Genomic DNA, 21,078 nt, shown 5'->3' with positions numbered 1-21,078 from the left:
AACTCGTCGCCAGGAAGGACACACCGACGATGCCGGAATTCCCGCGCCGAACGGCCTTGGCCGTCGCCGCCCTCACCGTGCCGATCCTGCTCGGCGCCCCGCTGCCCGCCCAGGCGGCCACGCTGTGGCACCCGGACCCCGCCACCGACGGCCTGAAGGCGTTCGAGGGCGTCGAAGCCGACCGCGGCAACCACCACCCGACCGCGAGTACGTCGTCGTCGAAGGCGACCACTACCGCTTCGACATCTGGAAGGACGACCGCGACACGACCGGCGGCGGCGACCGCCAGCGCACCGAATCGAAGGGCATGGTGCAGAACGGCACCACGCTCGAGATGCACGACGCCGAGACGTGGACGCTCTCGTACGAGATGTACGTGCCGTCCTCGCTGCACGGCACCAGCAAGTTCACGCACATCTTCCCGACCAAGACGCCGTCGGCCAACGACGGCCCATGGGTGACGCTCGACCGCGCCCGCGGCGGCGGCAAGGAGACGCTCGCCGCCCGCGCGTACGCCGATTCCGGCTCGCCGAACATCGCCGCCACCGATCTGGCAGCCCTGCGCGACAGGTGGATCACGATCGCATGGACGTTCACGCCGGGCGCGAAAGGCAAGGCGTCGTGCGTCATCCGCGCCGGCACCGGGCCCGGCGCACCGGTCGCCGCGCAGGGCAGCATGAGCGGCGTGAAGATCCCCGGCGAAGGCGGCTACGTCCGCCCGAAGTGGGGGATCTACCGCTCGGTCGAGAGCGCGCCGTCGGGCATCCTCGACACGTACCTGCTGCTCCGGAACTACACGGCGGCACGCAAGTAGGGTGCGCGCACCCCGGGACCGGGGTGACACTGGCGCCATGAAGGTCGTCGACGGGCAGTACGGCACGCGCCGCCCGTCGACGACCGCGCGCGCCGCCGCCCCGCCGCCGCCCCGCCGCGGTCCGCTGCTCGTCACGGCCGCTTTCGCCGCGCTCGGCGGTTCCCTCGTCCCGGCCGCCGCGGTGCCCGCGCTCTGGCGGATCTGGCAGTTCTACGCGATGCTGTTCGGCCTCTTCGCCGCGGTCGAGCTGGTCGCCGTCGTCGTGGTGCTCGGGTGGCCGACCCGCCGGACCGCACGGGCCGGCGCGCTCACCGCCGCCGCGAGCCTCGCCCTCTGGGTGGCCGCCCGGCCGCTCGGGCTGCTGACGCGGTTCGATCCCTGGCAGCCGGCGGACACGGTCGCCGGCTTCACCGACTACGTCGCCGCAGCGCTGCAGGTCGTCGCCGTCTTCGGCTTCCTCGTCGTGGCGCGGCGAAGGGCGCGCCCGCGGCCGTCCGCGCTGCGCCGCGTGTCGGCGTGGATCGTGCTCTTCCCCGTGCTGCTGCTGGTGCTCGCGACCGGCACGGCCGCCACGGTGGCGGCCGGCGACGGCATCACCGCGCCCGCCGCGTCACCGCTGCTCGACGGCGGCACGGTCGAATACTGCCGCCCGGACGGCATCCCGCTCGAGATGGACATCACCCGGCCCCGCCCGGCCGCGGGTCCCGCGCCGGTGGCGCTGTTCCTGCACGGCGGCGGGTTCGTCACGGGCAACCGCAGGCCGGCCGGGCCGGGCGCACTGCTCGCCGGGGCACGGCTGGTCCCGCTGCGCGACGCGCTGACGGCCCGCGGGTTCGCGGTCGCCTCGATCGACTACCGGCTGGCACCGGCCGCGCGGTGGCCGGCACCGCTCACCGACGCCCGCTGCGCCGTCCGGTTCCTCGAGGCCAACGCGGCCACGCTGCACCTCGACCCGGCGCGCGTCACGGTCCTGGGCACCGGAACGGGCGGCACGCTGGCGTCGCTGCTCGGCGTGGCCCGGGAAGCGGGCAGCACGATCCGCGCCGTGGCCGCGCTGAACGCCCCGGCCGCCTTCGACCTCGCGGGCGAGGACCCGCTCACCCGTGCGTCGATCCTCCTGGCGCTGGGCCGCGCTCCGGCAACGCTGCGCTCGGCGAGCCCGCTCGCGTACCCGGCCGCGGGCGCACCGCCGTTCCTGATCGGCCAGGGCGGCCGAGAGTCGGCGGACTTCGCGGCCCACCTGCGCGAAGCGGGCGTCCCGGTGACGACCGGCGACGGCGATCCGGCCGCGGTGGCGGACTTCCTCGCCGCGGCGGCAGGCTGACGCTCCACGCCGCCACCACCTGACCGGGCGCCGGGACTTGCCCTGGAGCGCGCTCCAGGTCCTACCGTTGGCGGCACGCGAACGCACGTCAGGAGAACGCTTCATGGAGCTCGGTTTCCATCTGCCCATCTTCGACATCGACGGCGGGACCACCGCCATCGCCGGCGAGCTCGCCCGGGTGGGCGCCGCCGCGGAGGAGGCCGGGGCGACCTGGCTGTCCTTCATGGACCACTACTTCCAGATCGAGCCGACCGGGCTGCCCGCCGAGTCCAACATGCTCGAGGGCTACACCACGCTCGGCTACCTCGCCGCGCACACGTCCCGGGTCGACCTCGGCCTGCTCGTCACCGGCGTGACCTACCGGCACCCCGGGCTGCTCGCGAAGATCGTCACCACGCTCGACGTCCTCTCGGGCGGCCGGGCCGTGCTCGGCATCGGGGCCGCGTGGTTCGAGCGCGAGCACCGGGGGATGGGCGTGCCGTTCCCGCCGATCGCCGAGCGGTTCGAGCGGCTGGAGGAGACGCTGCGCATCTGCGCGCAGATGTGGGACCCGGAGGACAACGGCCCGTTCGACGGCCGGTACTACCAGCTTGCGGAGACGCTCTGCTCGCCCCAGCCGATCAGCCGCCCGAAGGTGCTCATCGGCGGTGGCGGGGAGCGCAAGACCCTGCGGCTCGTCGCCCGGCACGGCGACGCCTGCAACCTGTTCGGCTCGTCGCCGGAGGACGTCGCGCACAAGCTGGACGTCCTGCGCCGCCACTGCGACGACGCAGGCCGCGACTACGACACGATCCGCAAGACGATCGTGGCCAACAACCCGCGGCCGACGCCGGAGACCCGCGACGAGTTCGTCCGCGCCATGGCGGACTACGCGAAGCTGGGGGTGCAGACAGTGATCGTCACGCCGACGACGGGCTCGCCGGCGGCGTGGATCGAGGGCATGGCGCCGGCCGTGCCGCAGCTGGCCGACCTGGGCTGACGTCCGCGCCGGTCTGTCTACTGTAGACCGCCGGGCTGCCCGAGTGACGCGTTCGGCAGCCCGGCGTCTCTTCGGCGGGGGAACTCCGGGCCGCCCGCGATCGTTGGACCGGGGGAGCGCAGTAACCTGGAACGCGCACCCGACCGACGACAGCACGAGGCTTCAGTGACCACCGACCCGGCGGCCGAGGACCTGCGGGAGGCGGCCGACGAGCTCGCCGTCGCCGGACAGCTCCCGCGGTTCCTCCTGATGTACAAGTTCGCCATCGAAGAGCTGATGACGAAGCTGCGGATCCTCAGCGAGGAGTTCGACTTCGTCCACCGGCACGACCCGATCGAGCACATCACCAGCCGGGTGAAGCGGCCGGAAGCCATCAAGGAGAAGGTGCGCCGGCGCGGGCTGGGCGAAGACTGGATCGCCGTCGCGCACGTCCTCGACGACATCGCCGGCATCCGGGTGGTCTGCCCGTTCGTCTCCGACGTCTACGAGGTCGCCCGGATGCTCACCGCGCAGGACGACGTCGAGCTCCTGCGCACCAAGGACTACATCGCCCGCCCGAAGCCCAACGGCTACCGCAGTCTTCACCTGATCGTGCGAATCCCGGTGTTCCTGTCCGACCGGGTGGAGAAGGTGAAGGTCGAGGTGCAGCTGCGCACCATCGCCATGGACTTCTGGGCCGCGGTCGAGCACAAGCTGTCCTACAAGTACGCCGACAGCGTCCCCCCGGACTTCGCGGGCGAGCTGGCCGCGGCCGCCAAGACCGCGGCCGACCTCGACGCCCGGATGGCCGCGCTGCACGAACGCATCCGCTAGGGCCTGTTCTCAAAGTGGGTGAGTGCGACCTGGCTTGATCTTGGGTTCGTGGGGTGCGGGCATGGCCTGGCTGATGAGCAGTGATCAGCGGGATGGTGTTCAAGGCCAAGACCGGTTCCGCCGGGCGATCCGGCCGGGCAGGGTTCCGGTGACAGGAGCTACTCGAGCCGAGCCGTCCGGGCCTGCCTGCGTCGACGGCGCCTCCCGGTGACCATCCCCCGAACACCGGGACCAACGAGCCAGCCGGCTGCGCCGCGGCCAGGCCGGTGGACGCACCGTCGTCGAACGCTGCTTCGACCGGCTCGAGCAGTTCCGCGCCATACCCACCTGATTCGACAAGACCGCCAGGTCCGACCGAGGCATGATCGATCTGCGCACACCGCTCGTCTGGCTTCGAGGACAGGATCTAGCCCGCGGCGAGCGCGTCGAGCAGGATCCGCAGCCCGAACTCGAACTCCGCCTCGTGGTCGCAGACCGCGAGGAACGGCGCCGCCGCGGACACCGCGGGCAGGCCCGCCTCCTCGAGCGTCTCCAGCCGGCGGCGGACGCCCTCGGGATCGGTGCCGCTGAACGTCGGCGCGGCCTCGACCTCCCGCATCAGCGTGCCGATCAGGAACGCCAGCACCGCCCGCAGCGCGTGCACCGCGCGGTCCGGCGGGAAGCCCGCCGCGAGCAGCGGGCCGAGCACCGCCTCCACCGGCGCGAGCGCCGTCATCGACGCGAGCTGGCGGGTGAGCACGAGCGGTGCCGCGCGCGGATGGCCGAGCATCGCGGCCCGGAAGCCGTGCGCCAGCGCGGACATCGTCTCCCGCAGCCCCGCTCCCGGCGGTGGCGGGGGAATCGCGGCCAGCAGGACCTCGGCGATCCCGTCCAGCAACGCGTCCTTGCCGTCGACGTGGTTGTACAGGCTCATCGGGTCGACGCCGAGCCGGCGCGCGAGCTTGCGCATGCTGACCGCCGCCAGGCCGTCCTCGTCGACGAGCGCGAGCGCCTCCCGCAGGATCCGGTCCCGCGACAGGACGTCCTTCGGCGGACGGCCGCGCCGGCCGGTCACGCGGCGAGCACCGCGGGCAGGGTTTCGTAGCCGCGCAGGATCCGCGTCTCGCGGCGACGGCCACCGGGCAGCACGCGCAGGCCGGGGAACCGCTCGAAGATCGTGCGCAACCCGATTTCGCCCTCCATCCGCGCGAGGGAGGCGCCCAGGCAGTGGTGGCGGCCGGCGCCGAACGACACGTGGTCGCGGGCGCCCTCGCGCGTGACGTCGAAGGTGCCCGGGTCGGTGAACACCGCGGGGTCGCGGTTCGCGCCGGCCAGCACGGTGGTCACCAGCGCCCCGCGCGGCAGCCGGACCCCGGCCACCTCCGTCGCGCGCGTCGCGAGCCGGCCGGTCAGCAGGACCGGCGGGTCGTACCGCAGGACCTCCTCGACGGCGTTGGCCCACAGCTGCGGCCGCTCGCGCAGCACGGCGAGCTGCCCGGGAGCGCCGGCCAGGAGGGCGATCCCGCTGCCGAGCAGATTGACGGTCGTCTCGAAACCGGCCGCCAGCACCAGGCCCGCGGTGGACTTCAGCTCCGTCTCGGTGAGGCCGACGCCGCCGTCGCGGGCCGCGACGAGCTTGCTGAACAGGTCGTCGCCGGGGTGCCGGCGCAGGTGCTCGAGGTGCTCGCCGAGCCAGGCGTCGAACTCGGCCAGCGCCGACTCGACGTGGCGGAACGTGCGCCAGCCCAGCCCCAGGTCGAGGCTCGGCGCGGCGGCCGCGCCCAGCGACAGCACCTTGCCGAGGTCGGACGGCGGCACGCCGAGGATTTCGCTGATCACGGTCACCGGCAGCAGGCCGCAGTAGGTCTCGACGAGGTCGACCGGGCGTCCGGGGTCCAGCGCGTCGAGCAGGCCGTCCGCGATCTCCTGCACCCGGCCGCGCAGCTGCTCGACGGCGCGCACGGTGAACACGCCGGTGACCAGCTTGCGGTAGCGGGTGTGCTCGGGCGGGTTGACGGCCAGCAGCGACGGCGGCCGTACCGGGTGCAGGTGCTCGCCGGCCGACCACGCGGCCAGCCTGCCGAGGGCCGAGCCGTCGGAACCGAGGACGCCGACGCGGAAGTCTTCACTGGACAGCACTTCCCGGACCGCGGCGTGCGTGGTCGTCATCCAGCCGAACCGGGTGCGGGCGAGCGGCCCGGCGGCGCGGATCTCCTCGAACAGGCCGGTCAGGTCGTGCCCGCCGGCCGCGGCGACGACCATCCGGCCCTGCAGGTCGCCGCGCCGGGCCTCGCGGCGCAGCACGGTCCGCGGGATCGCGTGGCCGAGACCCCACCTGATCACCGGTTTCGCGCGGTCGAGCACCGTCACGGCCGGGCCCCTTCCCTCGGTGTCTCTACAGTGTAGGTTATCGCCGGTCACCTGCACCGTGGATCCGGAGGGCCCGATGACCGAGTTCGACATCCCCGCGCCCGAGGTCCTCGCGGCCCGGCAGAAGCTCGTGCTCGACCACTTCCGCGACGAAGTGGCCCAGGACTGGGACGCCACGCTCGCGACCTTCCCCCACCCGCACTACGAGGTGGTCGCGACCATGACGGTCCACGACGGCGACCACGCCGTGCGCGGCTACTACCACGAAACCCGCACCGCGTTCCCCGACCAGCGCCACGAGCTGATCGCGCTGCGGCACAGCGCGGACGCGGTGATCGTCGAGTTCTGGCTGCTGGGCACCCACCTCGGCCCGCTCGGCCCGATCCCGCCGACGGGCTCGCGCTTCCGGGTCCGGATGACGGCCTACTTCGTCTTCGACGCCGACGAAAACCTCGTGTGCGAGCGCATCTACTTCGACACGCTGTCGATGCTCAAACAGCTGATCGGCGGGCTGGACAAGAAGAAGCCGAAGAACTGGCCGCTGCTGGCCCGCGTCGCCCGCGGCTTCCTGGCGATGTCCGGCGGGCGCCCCGACCCGCGGCTGACCGAGACGACGGAACCGGTCCTGCGGGCGGTCTGACCGTCCGGCGCTCCTCGGCGGACCGGGCCGGAACCGGTGCCGTGAGCACCGCCAAGGCCACCAGCTCCGTCAGCGCCATGCCGCGTTCCACCAGGCCGAGCGGGATGAGCGTCCACCAGCGCCCGTCCTCCGCCGCGGCGACCACGACCGCTCCGGCGATGACCGCGAACCAGCCCAGCGCCGCGATCGCCGTGGCACGGGCGAGCCACCGCCGGCCCGGCGAACCGGGAAACGCCCGGCGTGCCGCCACGAGCACCGCCAGCGGCAGCGCGACGAACGCCACCACGCTCGCGATCCGGTGCAGCGTGCCGCCGAAGTCCGCGCGGGACACCGTGGCCCAGTCCGGCTTCGGGAAGGCCACGATGACGAGCAGCCCGACCGTCCACAATGTACCCAGGACGGCCGCGGCCACCGGCAGCCGCCGCTGGTGCCGCAGGGCCGCGAGGCCGGCGGCCGAGCCGAGCGCGACCAGGACCACGGCCAGGTCGAAGACCTGCTTGTGGTCCGAGAGCCCGTATTCGCTGATCGTGCGGCGGGTCGCGCTGATCTCGTCGGTCGGCGGGATGACCTGCAGCAGCAGCACCAGCCCGGCGCCGAGCACCAGCGCGGCGATGCCGCTCAGCGAGACCGCGACCGACACCCGTTGCGCAGGGACCGTGACCATGGACCGACCGTAACCGACCGGCGGTTGAACCCCGGTGAAACCGGCCTTCCGGGCGGCGGGCTGTACGACTTACGGCGGTTACCGCAGCCGGATTTCCTCCATTATGGTCAGCCGCTACCGGTACGTCCGACGTGCCGGCCCTCGGTCAAGGAGGTCCTTTCCTGTGGGGAATTCACCAAGACGCCTGGTGCTGCTGGCTTCGGCCGTGGCACTGGCCGGAGCGTTCGTCGCGCTGCCGTCCGGCACCGCGGGCGCGGCTCAGAACATCCTGCGTGCCGACAAGTCGGTACCGCGCTCGTGCTTCGCGAACGTGCTGCCCAAGGGCACCGCGGGCAGCGACAGCCGCGAGCTGACGTCCACTGTGGACGGTCTGGTCCAGGCCCGGCTCAAGCCGGCTGCGGGCGTCGAAGGCGACTGGGACATCGCCGTGTTCGACAAGGCGACGGGCGCGGTGGTTGCCGCTTCCGCGGCGTTGCGCACCCACGAACTCGCCGAAAGCTTCGTGAAGAAGGGACAGCAGCTCGTCGTCCAGGGCTGCCGCTACGGCGGCCCGGCCGGGACGGCGCAGCTCGGCGTCGACTTCCTGGCGCTGACGCCGCAGGGCACGCCGACGACCGCGCAAACGGCGCAGCTGGTCCGGGTCCAGACCCCGACCCGCGCCGACAAGAGCAAGCTCACCGCCCTCGGCCTCGACGTCACCGAGAAGGGCGACGCGACCGGTGTCGAGGTCGTGCTGGCCGACGACGCCGACCGCCGGACGCTCGCCAAGAGCGGCCTCAAGTCGACCGTCGTCCAGGCCGACCTCTCGGCCAAGTCCGTCGCCGACGCGAAGGCCGACCGCGAATACGCGGCCAAGACCGCCAGGTCCGTCCTGCCCTCGGGCCGCACCGGCTACCGCCACCTCTACGACTACGAGTTCGAGATGAAGGAGCTGGCCCGCCGGAACCCGGGCCTGGTCTCGGCGTTCACCATGCCGGAGCCGACCTGGGAAGGCCGCGACGTCATCGGGCTGGAGATCGCCACCGACGTCAAAAACGTCACCGACGGCAAACCGATCGACTTCACCATGGGCGTGCACCACGCGCGCGAATGGCCCGCCGGCGAGCACGCCATGGAATGGGCGTACGAGCTGGTCAACGGCTACGCGCACGACAACGGCATCCGGGGGCTGGTCGGCAAGACCCGCAACATCATCGTGCCGATCGTCAACCCGGACGGCTTCGACATTTCCCGCGAAGCCGAGCCCAAGGGCGACTTCACGCGCTTCGACTATGAAATGAAAAGAAAGAATTGCGACGTAAAGGATTCTCCGCCACAATACGCCACTGGTGTCTGCAAGGCCAACCCGGCCGGGCGCGTCCGCGGCACCGACCCGAACCGCAACTACGCCGGGTTCTGGGGCGGCAGCGGCGCCGAAATCGCCTGGAGCGGCGACACCTTCCGCGGGTCCGCGCCGTTCTCCGAGCCGGAGACGCGCAACATCCGCTCGGTCATCTCGAACCGGCAGGTCACCAACCTCATCACGTGGCACACGAACGCGGCACTGGTCCTGCGCCCGCCGGGCGTCGCCGACGTCCGGCCGCCGCTGGAGGAGCCGGCGTACAAGGCCCTCGGTGACCAGCTGGCCTCGCGCAACGGGTACGTCAGCGAGCCGAGCTGGGCGCTGTACGACACGACCGGCACGACCGAGGACTGGTCGTACTGGGCGACCGGTGGCTGGGGCTTCACGATCGAGGTCGGCGGCGCCGGCTTCCACGAGGCCTACGAGACCGCGGTCGTCGCCGAGTACGCCGGGCTCGCCCCGACGACCGGCGCGGGCAAGGGCGGCAACCGGGCGGCCCTGCTGGACATGCTCGCCAACACCGCCGACCCGCAGGCGCACTCGACGCTGATCGGCTCGGCGCCGAAGGGCTACCAGCTCAAGCTGCACAAGACGTTCCAGACGCCGACGTCGCCGGTGATCCAGCCGGACGGCTCCACCAAGCCGCCGATCTACGTCACCGACGACCTGAACTCGACGTTCACCACCACCGGTGGCCGCTTCGCGTGGTCGGTCAACCCGTCGACCCGGCCGTACGTGGCCGGCCGCTACGGGCGTGACCCGCAGGGCCCGGCGCAGCAGGGCTTCGCGGTGACCAACCCGGCCGGGGTGCCGCCGATCAACCAGAACTACCCGGCCGACCCGACCGGCGACACGTTCACCTTCCACGTCGACGGCCTGCCCAAGGTCGACAACGGGAAGTTCAGCGTCAACATCAACTGGAAGAGCAGCGCGACCGACTGGGACCTGTTCGTCTACGACTCGGCGGGCAACCTGGTCAGCTCGTCGGCGAACGGCGGCACGACGTCCGAGCACGCCGTGCTGTTCGACCCGCCGGCCGGCGACTACAAGGCCGTGGTGGTCAACTACGACCAGGCCGACCCGAACGCCGTGGACGACTGGACCGGCGACGTCTCGTTCGCGTCGCCGATCCCGCCGACGTACGGGCCGAAGGAGGCCTACCAGCTGACGTGCTCGACGCCGAACGGCAAGCTCGTCGGCGTGGCGGACGTCTTCGCCGACCGCGGCCAGACGGTCGACGTGGGCGAGGTCTGCACCCGCTCGGCGCACGCGCAGAAGCAGCGCGCTTCGGGCGGCGCCCGGTAGGTTCGCTTGTTCCGTGGAGGCCGCCTCGTTCGCCGGGGCGGCCTTCACGGAGTTACGGCGAGGGTGACGCCGAGGACGACGAGAATCGTGCCGACCGAGCGGTTGAGAGCCGGCTTCGCGTGGGTGTACCAGCGTCGGGTGGCGGGGGAGGAGAACAGCAGCGCGACGGAGAGATGCCAGCCGGCGGAGGCGGCGACGATCAGCGCGACCGCGGCGGCCTTGACCGCGGTGGGTTCGCCGGGCGGGAGTGTCGCGGTCAGCACGCTGCCGAAGAAGGCGGCCGCCTTGGGGTTGGTGAGGTTGCTGACCACGCCCCGGCGGAAAAGCGTGCCGGCCTGGTGCGTCGCCGCGTTGTGCCGGTTTTCGCTCTCCTGCGCGTCCGGAGCCGGGGCGTGGGCGTGCCACCACAGCCGCACCCCGAGCCAGGCGAGGTACCCGCCGCAGACGACACGCAGCGCCGTGGCGAGCCACGGTTCCCGGGCGAGCACGCCGCCGAGCCCGAAGACGGCGACCGCGGCGAGCAGCCCGCCGGCCGCGACCACCCCGAGCGCGACCGCGACGGCGGCCCGCCTGCTCCCGGCCGCGGCGGTGTGCGCGATGAGGACGAAGTTCGGCCCGGGCGAGACCGCGGCGGGGAGGTAGGCGAGCAGCACGGTGCCCAGCGTGGCGGCGGGGCTCATGCGGCTCGGCGGGTTTCGCTGGTCGTGGTGGGGTTCCTGGTGTCGGAGGGCGTCGCGTGGCGGCACTCTTCGAGCGTGGCGGCGGGGCTCATGCGGCTCGGCGGGTTCCGCTGGTCGTGGTGGGGTTCCTGCTGCCGGAGCGCTTCCCGTGCCGGCCATCCTCGAGCGTGGCAGTGGTGTTCACGCCGCCCGGCCGCCCCCGCCGACGACCTGGTCGCGGATGGCCCGCAGCGTCTCGTGGTCCACTGTGGACGGATCGGCGGCGAGCCATTCGCCGATCTCGTGCAGGAAGTCCTCCGGCGTCATCGGCGCGACGGGCAGGTCGCCGGGGTCGGCCGTGGTCAGCTCGCCGCTGCGGCTCGGGTACACGATCATCACCCCGCGCAGCGCGACCCCCGGCAGCAGCTCGCGGTAGGCGGCCAGGCTCTCCGCGAGCCGGCTGCCGCCGCCGCGGAACGGCCTTCCGTTGCGCAGCAGCCTGCCGTCCTCGGCCGTCTCGTAGTGCCCCGGCAGCCACAGCTTCGATTCGATGAGCACCAGCCGCTTCCCGCACAGCACCGCGTGGTCGACGTCGGCGAACACCGAGCCGGGCCAGGCGAGGCCGTGGAAGATCCGCGCGCCGGGCAGCCGAGTCAGGTAGCTCTCGAGCAGGTCGGCGGTCAGCCGCTCGGCCAGCTCGTCGCGTTCGGTGCCGGGCGTGCCGAACACGGTGCGGCCGCCGAACTCCTCGGCGTACGCCTCGCGGGCCTTGCTCGCGCGCAGGTAGCTGCGGGCCAGCCGCTGGACCAGCAGCGCCGTGCCGGCGGTCAGCAGCAGCCACACGATGAGCACCGGCGGCGAGAACCCGACCCCGCTGACCAGCGGCAGCAGCACGAGCACCATCCCGGCGACGGCGGCGACCACCGGCGCGTGGCCAGGCCCGCGGCGGCGGCCGTGACGCATCCGGGTGTCCTGCCCGGCGAAGTGCCACCAGCTCAGGTCCTCGGCCTCCAGCTCGGGCAGGTCCGGGACGAACCCGGGCTCGTCCCCGAACCGCCGCCGGGGCCGCGGCCGGACCGGGACGGGCACGACGGTGGCGCCGCCCGAGTCGTAGCGGGCGCGGGCCACGGGGTCGCCCAGGACGTCGTAGGCCTCGCGGAGCAGGCGGAACGTGCCGACCGTGCCACCGCCGTCCGGGTGCATGGTCTTCGCCAGCCGGCGGTAGGCCGTCTTGACGTCGGCCGCCGTGGCGTCCCGGCGGATGCCGAGCACCTCGTAGTAGTCGACCTCGGGCACGCGAAGACTTTATGGGGTCGGTCCGGCGGTTGCTCCACCGGCTCCGCGGCGTGTCGGGTGATGGTCGGCCGGCTGCCGGCGCGCGCCCGTCCGGTTTCCGCGGTGTGCCGAGGTGTTTGCGGTGGTCGGTAACTGTCCACTCAGGACTGTTTGTCGCTCGGAAGTGTGATGGCTGGCCGATTTCATGTCTTTGCGTGACCTTCCGCGGCCGGGAATCACCTGAAGAGACGCGAACAGATGTTCGAATCCGCGGCTACGCTGGAGGCATGTCCCCGGCACCCCACGAACGTGACGGGCCCACCGCCACCCCACCTCGGCAGCGGGCCCGTCACCCTCGTCACTGCTCGCGCAGCAGGAAGCGCTGGAGCTTCCCGCTCGCGTTGCGCGGCAGCGCGTCGATGAACCGCACCCGGCGCGGATACTTGTACGGCGCGGCAACGGCTTTGGCGTGCTCCTGCAGGGCGTGCACGACGTCCGGGCCGGGCGTGACACCGGGCCGGAGCACGACGAAGGCGGTGACGACCGAGCCCCGGTCCGGATCGGGCGTGCCGACGACCGCGCACTCGTCGACGTCCGGGTGGGTCAGCAGCACCTCCTCGACTTCGGGAGCCGCGATGTTGTAACCGGAAGAGACGATCATGTCGTCGCTGCGCGCCACGAACCGGAAGTAGCCGTCGGGTTCGCGCACGTAGGTGTCGCCGGTGATGTTCCAGCCGTCGCGCACGTAGTCGGTCTGCCGCGGGTCCTCGAGGTACCGGCAGCCGGTGGGGCCCTGCACCGCGAGCAGGCCGGGCGTCCCGTCGGGCACCGGCGTGCCGTCGACGTCCAGGACGGCGGCGCGGAAGCCGGGCACGACGGTGCCGGTGGTGCCCGGGCGGGCGGCTTCGTCGGCCGCGGAGATGAAGACGTGCAACATCTCCGTGCTGCCGATGCCGTCGATGAGCGGGCGGCCGACGACCTCGCGGTACCGCTCGGCCACGGCGGCGGGCAGGGCTTCGCCGGCGGAGACGGCGCGGCGCACGCCGGCGAGGAGCTTGCCGTCGCCGGAGCCGAGGATCGCGCGGTAGGCGGTCGGTGCCGTGAACAGGACGGTCACGCCTTGCTCGGCGACGATCGCGGCCAGCTCCTTGGGGGTGGCGCGTTCGAGCAGGAGCACGGACGCGCCGGCGTGCAGCGGGAAGACGAGCAGGCCGCCCAAGCCGAACGTGAACGCCAGCGGGGGAGTGCCGGAGAAGAGGTCCTCGGCCGTGGGGCGCACGACGTGCCGGGAGAACGTGTCGGCGATGGCGAGCAGGTCGCGGTGGAAGTGCATAGTCGCCTTGGGCGAGCCGGTGGTGCCGGAGGTGAAGGCGAGCAGGGCGACGTCGTCGGCGGCCGTCGGCACGTCGGCGAAGGTCACCGGGTGCCGGGCGCTGCGCTCGCCGAGTTCGCCGCCGGACGGCCCGCCGCCGTAGGAGACCACGGGCAGCCCGGGCGGCAGTTCGTCGAGCAGGCGCTCGTCGCACAGGGCGACGCTCGGCCGCGCGCGGCCGGCGATCTTGTCCAGCTCGTGGCGGCGCAGCATCGGCATCGTGGACACGGCGACCGCGCCGGCCTTGAGGACGGCCAGCCAGCACGCCGCCAGCCACGGCGTGTTGGTGCCGCGGAGCAGCACGCGGTTGCCGGGCACGACCCCGAGTTCGGCGGTGAGAACGTGCGCGATCCGGTTGGCGCGCGCCAGGACCTCGCCGTAGGTCCACGTGCCGGTGAGCGAGCGCAGGCACGGCCGGTCCGGGCCGAGGCGCTCGACGGTGCCGTCGAGCAGGGCCGTGGCGGCGTTGAGCCGGTCCGGGTAGTGCAGCTCGGGCAGGTCGAACACGAGCCGCGGCCACTGCTCGGCCGGGGGCAGCCGGTCGCGGCAGAACGAGTCCGTGTGCGCGCTGGGAGAAAGCCTCATCGCAACCCCCTCGGGTCGACCTGCACCACGAGGAACGTAACACTCGTTGCGACCGTCGAGAAGACGCAATGTCGTATCGATGACGGTGGCGACAGAGAGGCGATGAGGGTCAGCTCCGGGTGTCCGCGGGGACTTCGTCGCGGACGGCCGTCCGCGACGCCGTGGGTCCGGCGCGGGCGAGCGGGATGGCGCAGCCGAGCGCGAGCGTCGCGGTCGAAGCCCAGAACAGGGCGGCGACCCAGGCGCCGCGCGCGGTGGTGACGCTCAGCGCGGGCGAGATCGAGGCGCTCGCGATCGCCCACGCGGGCAGGGGCACCAGCGCGAACACGCCGAGGACGATCCGCCGCCAGCGCACGTGCCCGGCGATGGCGTAGCCGCCCGCCATGCCGAACAGGGGCAGGGCGAGCGCGCCGCCGCCGAGGCCGTCGCTGAACGGGACCCGGCCCGCCGCGATCGCCGTGACCGTGTCGGGCGAGACGATCACGGCGATCGGGAACACCAGGGGTGCTGCGACCAGCCAGCGCCGTCGGCGCGTGTGCCACGCCCAGCCGAACAGCGCACCGGTGACCACGCCGGGCAGCAGGATCTGGACGAAGGTGCCGTACCAGTGCACGGCGGATTCGCGCCCGGCGACCTCGACCATGAGCCCGCGCAGGCCGGCGGCCCAGGCGAGGCCCGCCGCGCCCCCGGCGGCGAGCGGGCCGGCGGCGCGGGTCATGGCGCCAGCGCGCGTTGCCGCGCACCGCTGACGAGCAGCCCGAGGCCGACGATCGACAAGACGATCATGACGGCGGCGAGCAGCCGTTCCCAGGCCGAGGCCGGGACGAAGAAGGCGGGGGCGGCCAGCATCGCGGACAGCACCCGCGAGCCGACGACGGTGACCTGGCCGGCCCGGTGGCCCCGCCAGGCGGGAACGGCCCCGGCCAGCGTGACGAGCCCGAACAGCCCGCCGAGCAGGACGACGACGGTGGGCGGCGGATCGTCCATGGCGAGCCCGGCCAAGCCGGCGACATCGGCCAGCCCCAGCACGACGCAGATGACGTAGCCGGTGGTGAAGACAGGAGTGCGGGTCATGGTGTCCTCCGGAAGTTCTCGAACCGGCCTCAAGCCTCGCCCGGAGAACCACCCCGAACCACGACGCGCACCCACCGAGCACTAACCGTTGCCCGGACAAGCCCGGCACCGGGAGACGAACGGGCGAGCGGCTGTGAGATGACGGCGGTGTGGGTGGCTCGGGTGCGGGGCTGTGCCTGCGGCCGCCGGGTTGTGAGATGGCGGCCGCACGGGCGGCCCGGGTGCGGGGCTGTGCCTGCGGCCGCCGGGTTGTGAGATGGCGGCGGTGTGGGCGGCCCGGGTGCGGGGCGGCGCCGGCGGCCATCGGGCTGCGAGGCCGATGCGACCGGCGGTCCCGGACCAGCCCAAGCCAGAGCCTGCGCGCCGCGCGGGTCTTCGGGCCTCGGGCGAAACCCGCTACCCCTCCCGCGCCACCCCCGCCACTGCGGCCAAGACCTCCCGGAAGCCGGGCGGGTTCATCGGCGGCAACCGGGCGTCCAGGCGGTCCAGCAGCTCCTCCCGCTCCCCGCACAACTCCGCCGCCCCCGCAGCGTCGCCGTCCGCCAGGGCGATCGCCGCCAAGCCCTCCAGGCACCACGACAAATACATCGGGTTGCCGATCCGTGCGAACAGCTCCCGGCTCTCCGTGAACAGCTCGTGGGCTCGCTCCACCCGTCCGTCCGCCAGCTCGACGTGTCCCAGCTGGGTGGTCGACATCGCCGTTGCCCACAGGTCGTCGTGGTGGCGGGCCGATTCCAAGGCCGCGACGCCCTTCTCGCGGGCTTCGGCCAGGTCGCCGGTGAGCATGGCCACGTGCGCCAGGTGCGCCAGGAGCTGGTCCGCCGTGCGGTCGTCGCCGCGCTCGCGGTTGAGGCGCTCGCACTCCCGCAGTGCCTCCGCCGCCTCCTCGTGGCTGCCCATCAGCTGGGCGTTCGTGCCCAGGATCCGCAGCCCCTCCGCCACCCGGCTGCGGTCGCCGATCGACCGGGCCGACGCGACGCCTTCGGTTCCCAGCTCCCGCGCGCGCTCGTGCCGGCCCGCGTGCATCGCCTGCCACGCCAGCACGATCAGCGCGTCCGCGATCTCCCGCCTCGAACCCGCCGCGCGCGTCTCGGCCAGGCCCCGCTCGGCCAGCTCGATCGCCCGGCCCGTTTCCCCGGTGAACAACAGCGTGTAGGCCAGGCCGACCAGTGCGGCCGCGTGGCCCGCCCGGTCCCCGGTCGCTTCGGCGAGCGCCAGCGCCCGCTCGTGGTCCGCGACGGACTCCGCGTAGCGGTCGAGCTGCCGCGCCAGCACGCCACGCGTGTTCAGCGCCGTGACGAGTTCGCGTCCGCGCGCGCGGACGACCAGCTCTTCGCACCACGCCGACGCGTCCTCGAACGCGGAGATCTCGGTCGCCATCCGCGCCGCGCCGGCCAGTGCCGTGAGCCGGTCCGGTGCGTCGCCGGGCAGGGCCAGCGCGGCCTTCGCGGCGCGGACCCCCTCCTGCAGGAGGCCGTGGTCGGTCCAGAATCCCGACAGCGCGACCCACAGCCGCAACGCGTGGGCGGCATCCCCGCGGTCCAGGGCCCGGTCCAGCGCGGCCCGCACGTTGTCCTTTTCGGGCTCCACCGCCTCGGGCGGCAGGTCGGCGAAGTATTCGATGTGCCGCGCGACGGCCGTGGCCTCCTCGCCGGCTTCGCGCAGCCGTTCCAGCCCGTACTCGCGGATCGTCTCCAGCATGCCGAGGCGGCCGTCCGGGCCGGTGGTGACGAGGCTGGCGTCGACGAGCTCGGTCAGCGTGTCGAGGTCGTCGACCGCCGCCAGCGGGCAGCCGCCCACGAACACCGACAACGTCCGGAACAACGCCTGCGCCGGCGGCGACAGCAGCTGGTGGCTCCAGCCGATCGCGTCACGCATCGTGCGCTGCCGGTCGGGCAGGTCGCGTGGCCCGCCGACCAGCATCGGCAGCCGCTGCCCGAGCCGTTCGAGCAGGACGGCAGGCGGCAGCACGCGGGTCCGCGCCGCGGCGAGCTCGATCGCCAGCGGCAGGCCCTCGAGCCGGCGGCAGATCCGCGCGACCGTTTCGTCCGCTTCGAGGGACACGCCCGCGGCGGTGGCGCGTTCGGTGAACAGCCGCACGGCCGGCGCGTCCGGCGCGCCGGACTCCAGCGGCGCGATCCGGTACTCGCGCTCGGCGCGCACGCGCAGCGGCACCCGGCTGGTGACCAGCACCGTCACCCCCGGGCACGCGCCGAGCAGCGCCAGCACGCCGGCACCGGCCTCGACGAGGTGCTCGAAGTTGTCGAGCAGCAGCAGCACCCGCTTGCCGCGGAACGCCGCGGCCAGCCGGTCGGCGACCGGGGCCGGCCCGCGTTCGTCGAGCCCGGTTTCGTGCGCGATCGCGGCGACGACCTGGTCAGGCGCGCGCAGCGGCGCGAGGTCGACGAAGAACGCGCCCTCCGGGAAGCGCGGCCGGACCGTTTCGAAGACCTCCAGCGCGAGCCGGGTCTTGCCCACGCCGCCGGGGCCGGTGAGCGTCAGCAGCCGCGTCTCGCCGCGTTCCAGCAGCTCGACCAGCGCGGCGGCCACCCCGTCGCGGCCGATCAGCGGCGGCAGCAGCCGCGGTGGCCCGGACACGGGCGGCGGCGGCGACCCCGCCGGGCGCGCCGCCGCCAGCAGCGCGGCGCGGTCCGGCTCGGCCAGCGCCAGTGCGTCGGCGAGCAGCCGGACCGTGTCCAGCCGCGGGGCCCGGCGCGGATCGCGTTCGAGGTCGCTGACCGCGCGCGGGCTCACCCCGGCGCGCTCGGCGAGCGCCTCCTGGGTCAGGCCCGCGGCCAGGCGCAGCCGCTTGAGCAGGGCGGAGAAGGTCACGGCTGTGAATCGTCGCGGGCCGGGCGAATGTGTCAAGCCGACGGTGAGCGAACGTCGTGGTCCCGTCCGCGCCCGGGCGCGAGGCTGGGCCGCATGACACCCGACGAATTCCGGGCGCGGGCCCGCCGAATCACCGAAGAGCTGTTCAACCAGGGCGACCTCGCGGTCCTCGACGAGCTCGTCGACCCCGCGTACGTCCAGTACCTCGCCGCCGAGGACCGCACGACCGGCGTCACGGAGCTGGCGCAGTTCGTCACCGAAATGCGGCGCGCGTTCCCCGACCTGCGGGCGCACACCGAACAGCAGGTGGTCGAAGGCGACACGCTCGCCCAGCGGCTCACCGTCACCGGCACGCACAGCGGCGCGGCGTTCGCCGGGCTGCCCGCGGCCACCGGCGCGCGGCTGCGGGTGAACCTGGTCGACATCTACCGCGTCGGCCCGGCCGGCCGGTTCACCCAGCGGTGGACGCTCTGGGACGAGCACACCCTCCGCGTCCAGCTCGGGCTCGCGTCATGAGGACGCTCCTGCGCGTGGCGAACCGGCTCGCCGTGGCGCTGTACCGCCGGGGCGTCGCCCGGTCGGCGAAACGGCTGCCCGTCCTGCTCCTCACGGTCGACGGCCGCCGGACCGGCAACCCGCACACGGTCCCGGTCGCCTACTTCACCCACGAGGGTGGCTACCTGGTGGCCGCGTCGGCGGGCGGCGCGAAGCGGGAGCCGCAGTGGTTCCGCAACGTCCGCGTGGCCCGGCAGGCGCGGGTGCAGGTCGGCGACCGGGCGCGCGACGTCGCCGTGCGCGTCCCGGATCCGGCCGAGCGCGATCGGCTGTGGCGCGACGTCGTCCTCCGCGAGGCGCCGTTCTTCACCGGCTACGAGCGCAAAGCCGGGCGCGTCATCCCGGTGTGCGTGCTGACGCCGTGCGGGGTTTCGTGAGCCGCCGGCTTCCCCCGGTGACCGGAACGCCCGTGGCCCGCGGCTCAGTCCGCGACCAGCGCGTCCGGCTGGTTCGCGCGCCGCAGGGACTCCGCGACGAATCCGTTCGCCTTCAGCTCCGCCACCAGCTCACCCAGGAACGCCACCGTCCCGGGGCGGCGGTCCGGGGTCGTGGCGACCGCCTGGCGGATCCGCATGAACCGCTCCTCGAGCACGCGGGTTCCCGGGTGCTCGGCCGCGTAGGCGGTCATCGGCTGCCGGATTCCCGCGGCGACCTCCAGCCCCTGCTCTTCGAACGCGACGACACCGTCCGGGCCGCGCACCACCGTCGCGTGCGCGAGCGTCCGCGTCAGGTACAGGTCGTACGCCGAACCCTGCTTGACGCCGATCCGGACACCCGGGCGGTCGACGTCGGCCGGCGAGCGGAACGGCGAGCGGTCCGGGACGACGTACACGCCTTCGATCACCACGTACGGCTCGGTGAAGGCGACCTCGGCCGCGCGGGCCGGCTCGATCGCCAGGAACGCCAGGTCGGCCGCGCCGGAGGTGAGTGCCTCGAACGACTTGCGGGCCGCGTCGAAGCACCGCAGCTGCACCGGCACGCCCAGCCGGGCGCCCACCGCACGCGCGAGGTCGACCGTCACCCCGCCGGGCTCGGCCGGCGTCCCGTGCGCCAGCACGGGGTTGCCGAGGTTGACGGCGGCACGCAGCACACCGGTGGGCGCGAGGTCGGCGGCGAGGTCTTCCATGACCGGCGAGGGTAACGGCGAAGGCGGCCGTCCGTGGCGCAACTGTCGCTCACGCCACCGGCGGCCGGTCGGCCGTGGCCAGCTCGAAGGCCGTCTCCTGGTGGTAGACCTCGCCCGGCCGCAGCACCGTGCCCGGGAAGTCCGGCCGGTTCGGCGAATCGGGGAAGTGCTGGGCCTCCAACGCGAACCCCGCGCCGCGGTGGTACGGGCGGCCGTCCGCGCCGAGGTAGTTGCCCGAGTAGAACTGCAGGCCCGGCTCGGTCGTCCACATCGTCAGCTGCCGCCCGGAGGCCGGGTCCCAGGCGCGCGCGGCGAAGGGCGCGCCGTCGTCGAGCACCCAGTTGTGGTCGTAGCCGCGGCCGATCGCCAGCTGGGGGTCGGGGTCGGCGAGCCGGGCGCCGATCCGCGCCGGGCGCCGGAAGTCGAACGGCGTGCCCTCGACCGGGGCCGGGTCGCCGTCCGGGATCTGGTTCGCGTCGGTGGGGCAGTAGCGGCTCGCCGCGATGGCCAGCCAGTGCCCGTGGACGTCCCCGGTGCCGGCGAGGTTCCAGTACGTGTGGTTGGTCAGGTTGACCACCGTCGGCGCGTCGGTCCACGCGCGGTAGGCGATGGTCAGCCGGTCGTCGAGGCGGTAGGTGACCTCGGTGGTGAGCCGGCCGGGGTAGCCCTGGTCGCCGTCCGGGCTGACCAGCGTCAGCCGGAGGCCGCCGGGCACCTCCGCCGCGGACCACACCCGCGTGTCGAACCCGGCGGGGCCGCCGTGCAGGCTGTTCTTCCCGTCGTTGACCGGAAGCCGGTGCAGCACGCCGTCGAGGGCGAACGTCCCGCCGGCGATCCGGTTCGCGAACCGGCCGATCACCGCGCCGAGGAACACCCGCGGGGCGTCCGGGCGGTTGTTGGCGACGTAGCCGTCGAGATCGGGGTAGCCGAGGACGACGTTGCCCGGGCGTCCTTCGCGGTCCGGCGCTTCGAGTGACTGGATGACCCCGCCGTAGTCGAGGACGCGCACGGTGAGCCCGCCGGCCCGGGCCAGGGTGTAGCGGTGGACGTCGGTGCCGCCGACGCGGCCGAAGAACTCCCGCGTGAGCTCGGATCGGGTCATCGGTGAGGTCCTCCAACAGTGTTAGCGCTAACAGCTTGGTGGAGGACCGGCCAAGCGGTCAAGGCCCGTTCGGCGGCTTGGCGTACTCGGGCACCGCTGGATCTCCTCGAGGATTCGCCGCTCCGCCGGCAGCGAGCACCACAGCCGCCGCGCCCCGGCCGGTGTCCCGCGGGACCGTCGCGTGCGTGATCGTCCGAGTCATCGTCACCCCTTCCGGCGCCGGCGCGCTACCCCGGACGCGGGTTCTGTCACGCGGAGACCAATGGTC

Annotated in this window: 18 protein-coding genes and 1 pseudogene; 8 read left to right on the top strand and 11 right to left on the bottom strand. The window is 73.5% G+C overall.

What is annotated here, in order from left to right:
- Window positions 1-124 precede the first annotated feature (124 nt).
- The 4 genes from BT341_RS29845 to BT341_RS29830 all read left to right on the top strand — a co-directional run bounded on the left by BT341_RS29845 (window position 125) and on the right by BT341_RS29830 (window position 3,930).
- The gene (locus BT341_RS29845; RefSeq protein ID WP_245805150.1) at window positions 125-814 is read left to right on the top strand and encodes a hypothetical protein; all 690 of its coding nucleotides are present in this window, start codon (window positions 125-127) and stop codon (window positions 812-814) included.
- Window positions 815-851: 37 nt separating this feature from the next.
- The gene (locus BT341_RS29840) at window positions 852-2,138 is read left to right on the top strand and encodes an alpha/beta hydrolase (protein ID WP_072479439.1); all 1,287 of its coding nucleotides are present in this window, start codon (window positions 852-854) and stop codon (window positions 2,136-2,138) included.
- Between the two features lie 103 nt (window positions 2,139-2,241).
- The gene (locus BT341_RS29835) at window positions 2,242-3,117 is read left to right on the top strand and encodes an LLM class F420-dependent oxidoreductase (protein ID WP_072479438.1); all 876 of its coding nucleotides are present in this window, start codon (window positions 2,242-2,244) and stop codon (window positions 3,115-3,117) included.
- 165 nt (window positions 3,118-3,282) lie between these two features.
- Window positions 3,283-3,930: a GTP pyrophosphokinase gene (locus tag BT341_RS29830; protein ID WP_072479437.1), complete on the top strand. Its 648-nt coding sequence runs from the start codon at window positions 3,283-3,285 to the stop codon at window positions 3,928-3,930.
- A 406-nt stretch (window positions 3,931-4,336) separates the two neighbouring features.
- On the opposite strand, the gene BT341_RS29825 is transcribed toward BT341_RS29830, so the two are convergent.
- Window positions 4,337-4,984, bottom strand: a complete 648-nt coding sequence (locus BT341_RS29825; RefSeq protein WP_245805149.1) for a TetR/AcrR family transcriptional regulator C-terminal domain-containing protein — start codon at window positions 4,982-4,984, stop codon at window positions 4,337-4,339.
- Window positions 4,981-6,279 (bottom strand): cytochrome P450, encoded by a 1,299-nt coding sequence (locus BT341_RS29820; protein ID WP_072479436.1) that lies wholly within the window; start codon window positions 6,277-6,279, stop codon window positions 4,981-4,983. The genes BT341_RS29825 and BT341_RS29820 overlap by 4 nt, the downstream gene beginning before the upstream one ends.
- A gap of 76 nt (window positions 6,280-6,355) precedes the next feature.
- On the opposite strand from BT341_RS29820, the gene BT341_RS29815 reads away from it, so the two are divergent.
- Complete coding sequence (locus BT341_RS29815; RefSeq protein ID WP_072479435.1) at window positions 6,356-6,919, top strand: ester cyclase; 564 nt, start codon at window positions 6,356-6,358, stop codon at window positions 6,917-6,919.
- Window positions 6,920-6,935: 16 nt separating this feature from the next.
- On the opposite strand, the pseudogene BT341_RS29810 reads toward BT341_RS29815, so the two are convergent.
- Window positions 6,936-7,583, bottom strand: a pseudogene (locus tag BT341_RS29810) (DUF998 domain-containing protein); the annotation flags it as partial.
- A 187-nt stretch (window positions 7,584-7,770) separates the two neighbouring features.
- On the opposite strand from BT341_RS29810, the gene BT341_RS29805 reads away from it, so the two are divergent.
- The gene (locus BT341_RS29805; RefSeq protein WP_072479434.1) at window positions 7,771-10,230 is read left to right on the top strand and encodes a M14 family zinc carboxypeptidase; all 2,460 of its coding nucleotides are present in this window, start codon (window positions 7,771-7,773) and stop codon (window positions 10,228-10,230) included.
- A gap of 44 nt (window positions 10,231-10,274) precedes the next feature.
- On the opposite strand, the gene BT341_RS29800 is transcribed toward BT341_RS29805, so the two are convergent.
- The 6 genes from BT341_RS29800 to BT341_RS29775 form a co-directional block, all read right to left on the bottom strand.
- Window positions 10,275-10,910, bottom strand: a complete 636-nt coding sequence (locus BT341_RS29800) for a LysE family translocator (RefSeq protein WP_072479433.1) — start codon at window positions 10,908-10,910, stop codon at window positions 10,275-10,277.
- Between the two features lie 180 nt (window positions 10,911-11,090).
- Entirely contained in the window at window positions 11,091-12,185 is a 1,095-nt protein-coding gene (locus tag BT341_RS29795; RefSeq protein WP_072479432.1) for a J domain-containing protein, read from the bottom strand.
- A 337-nt stretch (window positions 12,186-12,522) separates the two neighbouring features.
- A complete protein-coding gene (locus BT341_RS29790) occupies window positions 12,523-14,121 on the bottom strand; it encodes an AMP-binding protein (RefSeq protein WP_072479431.1) in 1,599 nt (532 codons plus the stop codon).
- 109 nt (window positions 14,122-14,230) lie between these two features.
- Entirely contained in the window at window positions 14,231-14,839 is a 609-nt protein-coding gene (locus BT341_RS29785; RefSeq protein ID WP_072479430.1) for a hypothetical protein, read from the bottom strand.
- The gene (locus BT341_RS29780) at window positions 14,836-15,195 is read right to left on the bottom strand and encodes a hypothetical protein (protein WP_072479429.1); all 360 of its coding nucleotides are present in this window, start codon (window positions 15,193-15,195) and stop codon (window positions 14,836-14,838) included. The genes BT341_RS29785 and BT341_RS29780 overlap by 4 nt, the downstream gene beginning before the upstream one ends.
- Window positions 15,196-15,591: 396 nt before the next feature.
- Window positions 15,592-18,027 carry an ATP-binding protein gene (locus BT341_RS29775; protein ID WP_072479428.1) on the bottom strand — a complete coding sequence of 812 codons (2,436 nt, stop codon included), beginning with the start codon at window positions 18,025-18,027 and terminating at the stop codon, window positions 15,592-15,594.
- A 93-nt stretch (window positions 18,028-18,120) separates the two neighbouring features.
- On the opposite strand from BT341_RS29775, the gene BT341_RS29770 reads away from it, so the two are divergent.
- Both BT341_RS29770 and BT341_RS29765 read left to right on the top strand, forming a co-directional pair.
- A complete protein-coding gene (locus BT341_RS29770; RefSeq protein WP_072479427.1) occupies window positions 18,121-18,543 on the top strand; it encodes an ester cyclase in 423 nt (140 codons plus the stop codon).
- Entirely contained in the window at window positions 18,540-18,959 is a 420-nt protein-coding gene (locus tag BT341_RS29765; RefSeq protein ID WP_072479426.1) for a nitroreductase/quinone reductase family protein, read from the top strand. Before BT341_RS29770 ends, BT341_RS29765 begins: the two co-directional genes overlap by 4 nt.
- 44 nt (window positions 18,960-19,003) lie before the next feature.
- Here BT341_RS29765 and BT341_RS29760 read toward each other — a convergent pair whose 3' ends face one another.
- Window positions 19,004-19,708: a transporter substrate-binding domain-containing protein gene (locus BT341_RS29760; protein ID WP_072479425.1), complete on the bottom strand. Its 705-nt coding sequence runs from the start codon at window positions 19,706-19,708 to the stop codon at window positions 19,004-19,006.
- A 49-nt stretch (window positions 19,709-19,757) separates the two neighbouring features.
- On the bottom strand, window positions 19,758-20,810 hold the full coding sequence (locus BT341_RS29755) for an aldose epimerase family protein (protein WP_072479424.1): 1,053 nt from the start codon (window positions 20,808-20,810) through the stop codon (window positions 19,758-19,760).
- Between the last annotated feature and the right edge of the window lie 268 nt (window positions 20,811-21,078).

This window comes from Amycolatopsis australiensis (assembly GCF_900119165.1).
Lineage (GTDB): Bacteria > Actinomycetota > Actinomycetes > Mycobacteriales > Pseudonocardiaceae > Amycolatopsis > Amycolatopsis australiensis.
The sequence above is the reverse complement of the archived record's forward strand: the minus strand, read 5'-3'. Positions and strand labels throughout refer to the sequence as shown.

Bases quoted from the DNA above. Each gene is read 5' to 3' on its own strand.
- BT341_RS29780 (WP_072479429.1), bottom strand. From the start codon at position 15,195: ATGACCCGCACTCCTGTCTTCACCACCGGCTACGTCATCTGCGTCGTG.
- BT341_RS29755 (WP_072479424.1), bottom strand. From the start codon at position 20,810: ATGACCCGATCCGAGCTCACGCGGGAGTTCTTCGGCCGCGTCGGCGGC.
- BT341_RS29790 (WP_072479431.1), bottom strand. From the start codon at position 14,121: ATGAGGCTTTCTCCCAGCGCGCACACGGACTCGTTCTGCCGCGACCGG.
- BT341_RS29765 (WP_072479426.1), top strand. From the start codon at position 18,540: ATGAGGACGCTCCTGCGCGTGGCGAACCGGCTCGCCGTGGCGCTGTAC.
- BT341_RS29760 (WP_072479425.1), bottom strand. From the start codon at position 19,708: ATGGAAGACCTCGCCGCCGACCTCGCGCCCACCGGTGTGCTGCGTGCC.
- BT341_RS29785 (WP_072479430.1), bottom strand. From the start codon at position 14,839: ATGACCCGCGCCGCCGGCCCGCTCGCCGCCGGGGGCGCGGCGGGCCTC.
- BT341_RS29840 (WP_072479439.1), top strand. From the start codon at position 852: ATGAAGGTCGTCGACGGGCAGTACGGCACGCGCCGCCCGTCGACGACC.
- BT341_RS29835 (WP_072479438.1), top strand. From the start codon at position 2,242: ATGGAGCTCGGTTTCCATCTGCCCATCTTCGACATCGACGGCGGGACC.
- BT341_RS29815 (WP_072479435.1), top strand. From the start codon at position 6,356: ATGACCGAGTTCGACATCCCCGCGCCCGAGGTCCTCGCGGCCCGGCAG.
- BT341_RS29800 (WP_072479433.1), bottom strand. From the start codon at position 10,910: ATGAGCCCCGCCGCCACGCTGGGCACCGTGCTGCTCGCCTACCTCCCC.
- BT341_RS29770 (WP_072479427.1), top strand. From the start codon at position 18,121: ATGACACCCGACGAATTCCGGGCGCGGGCCCGCCGAATCACCGAAGAG.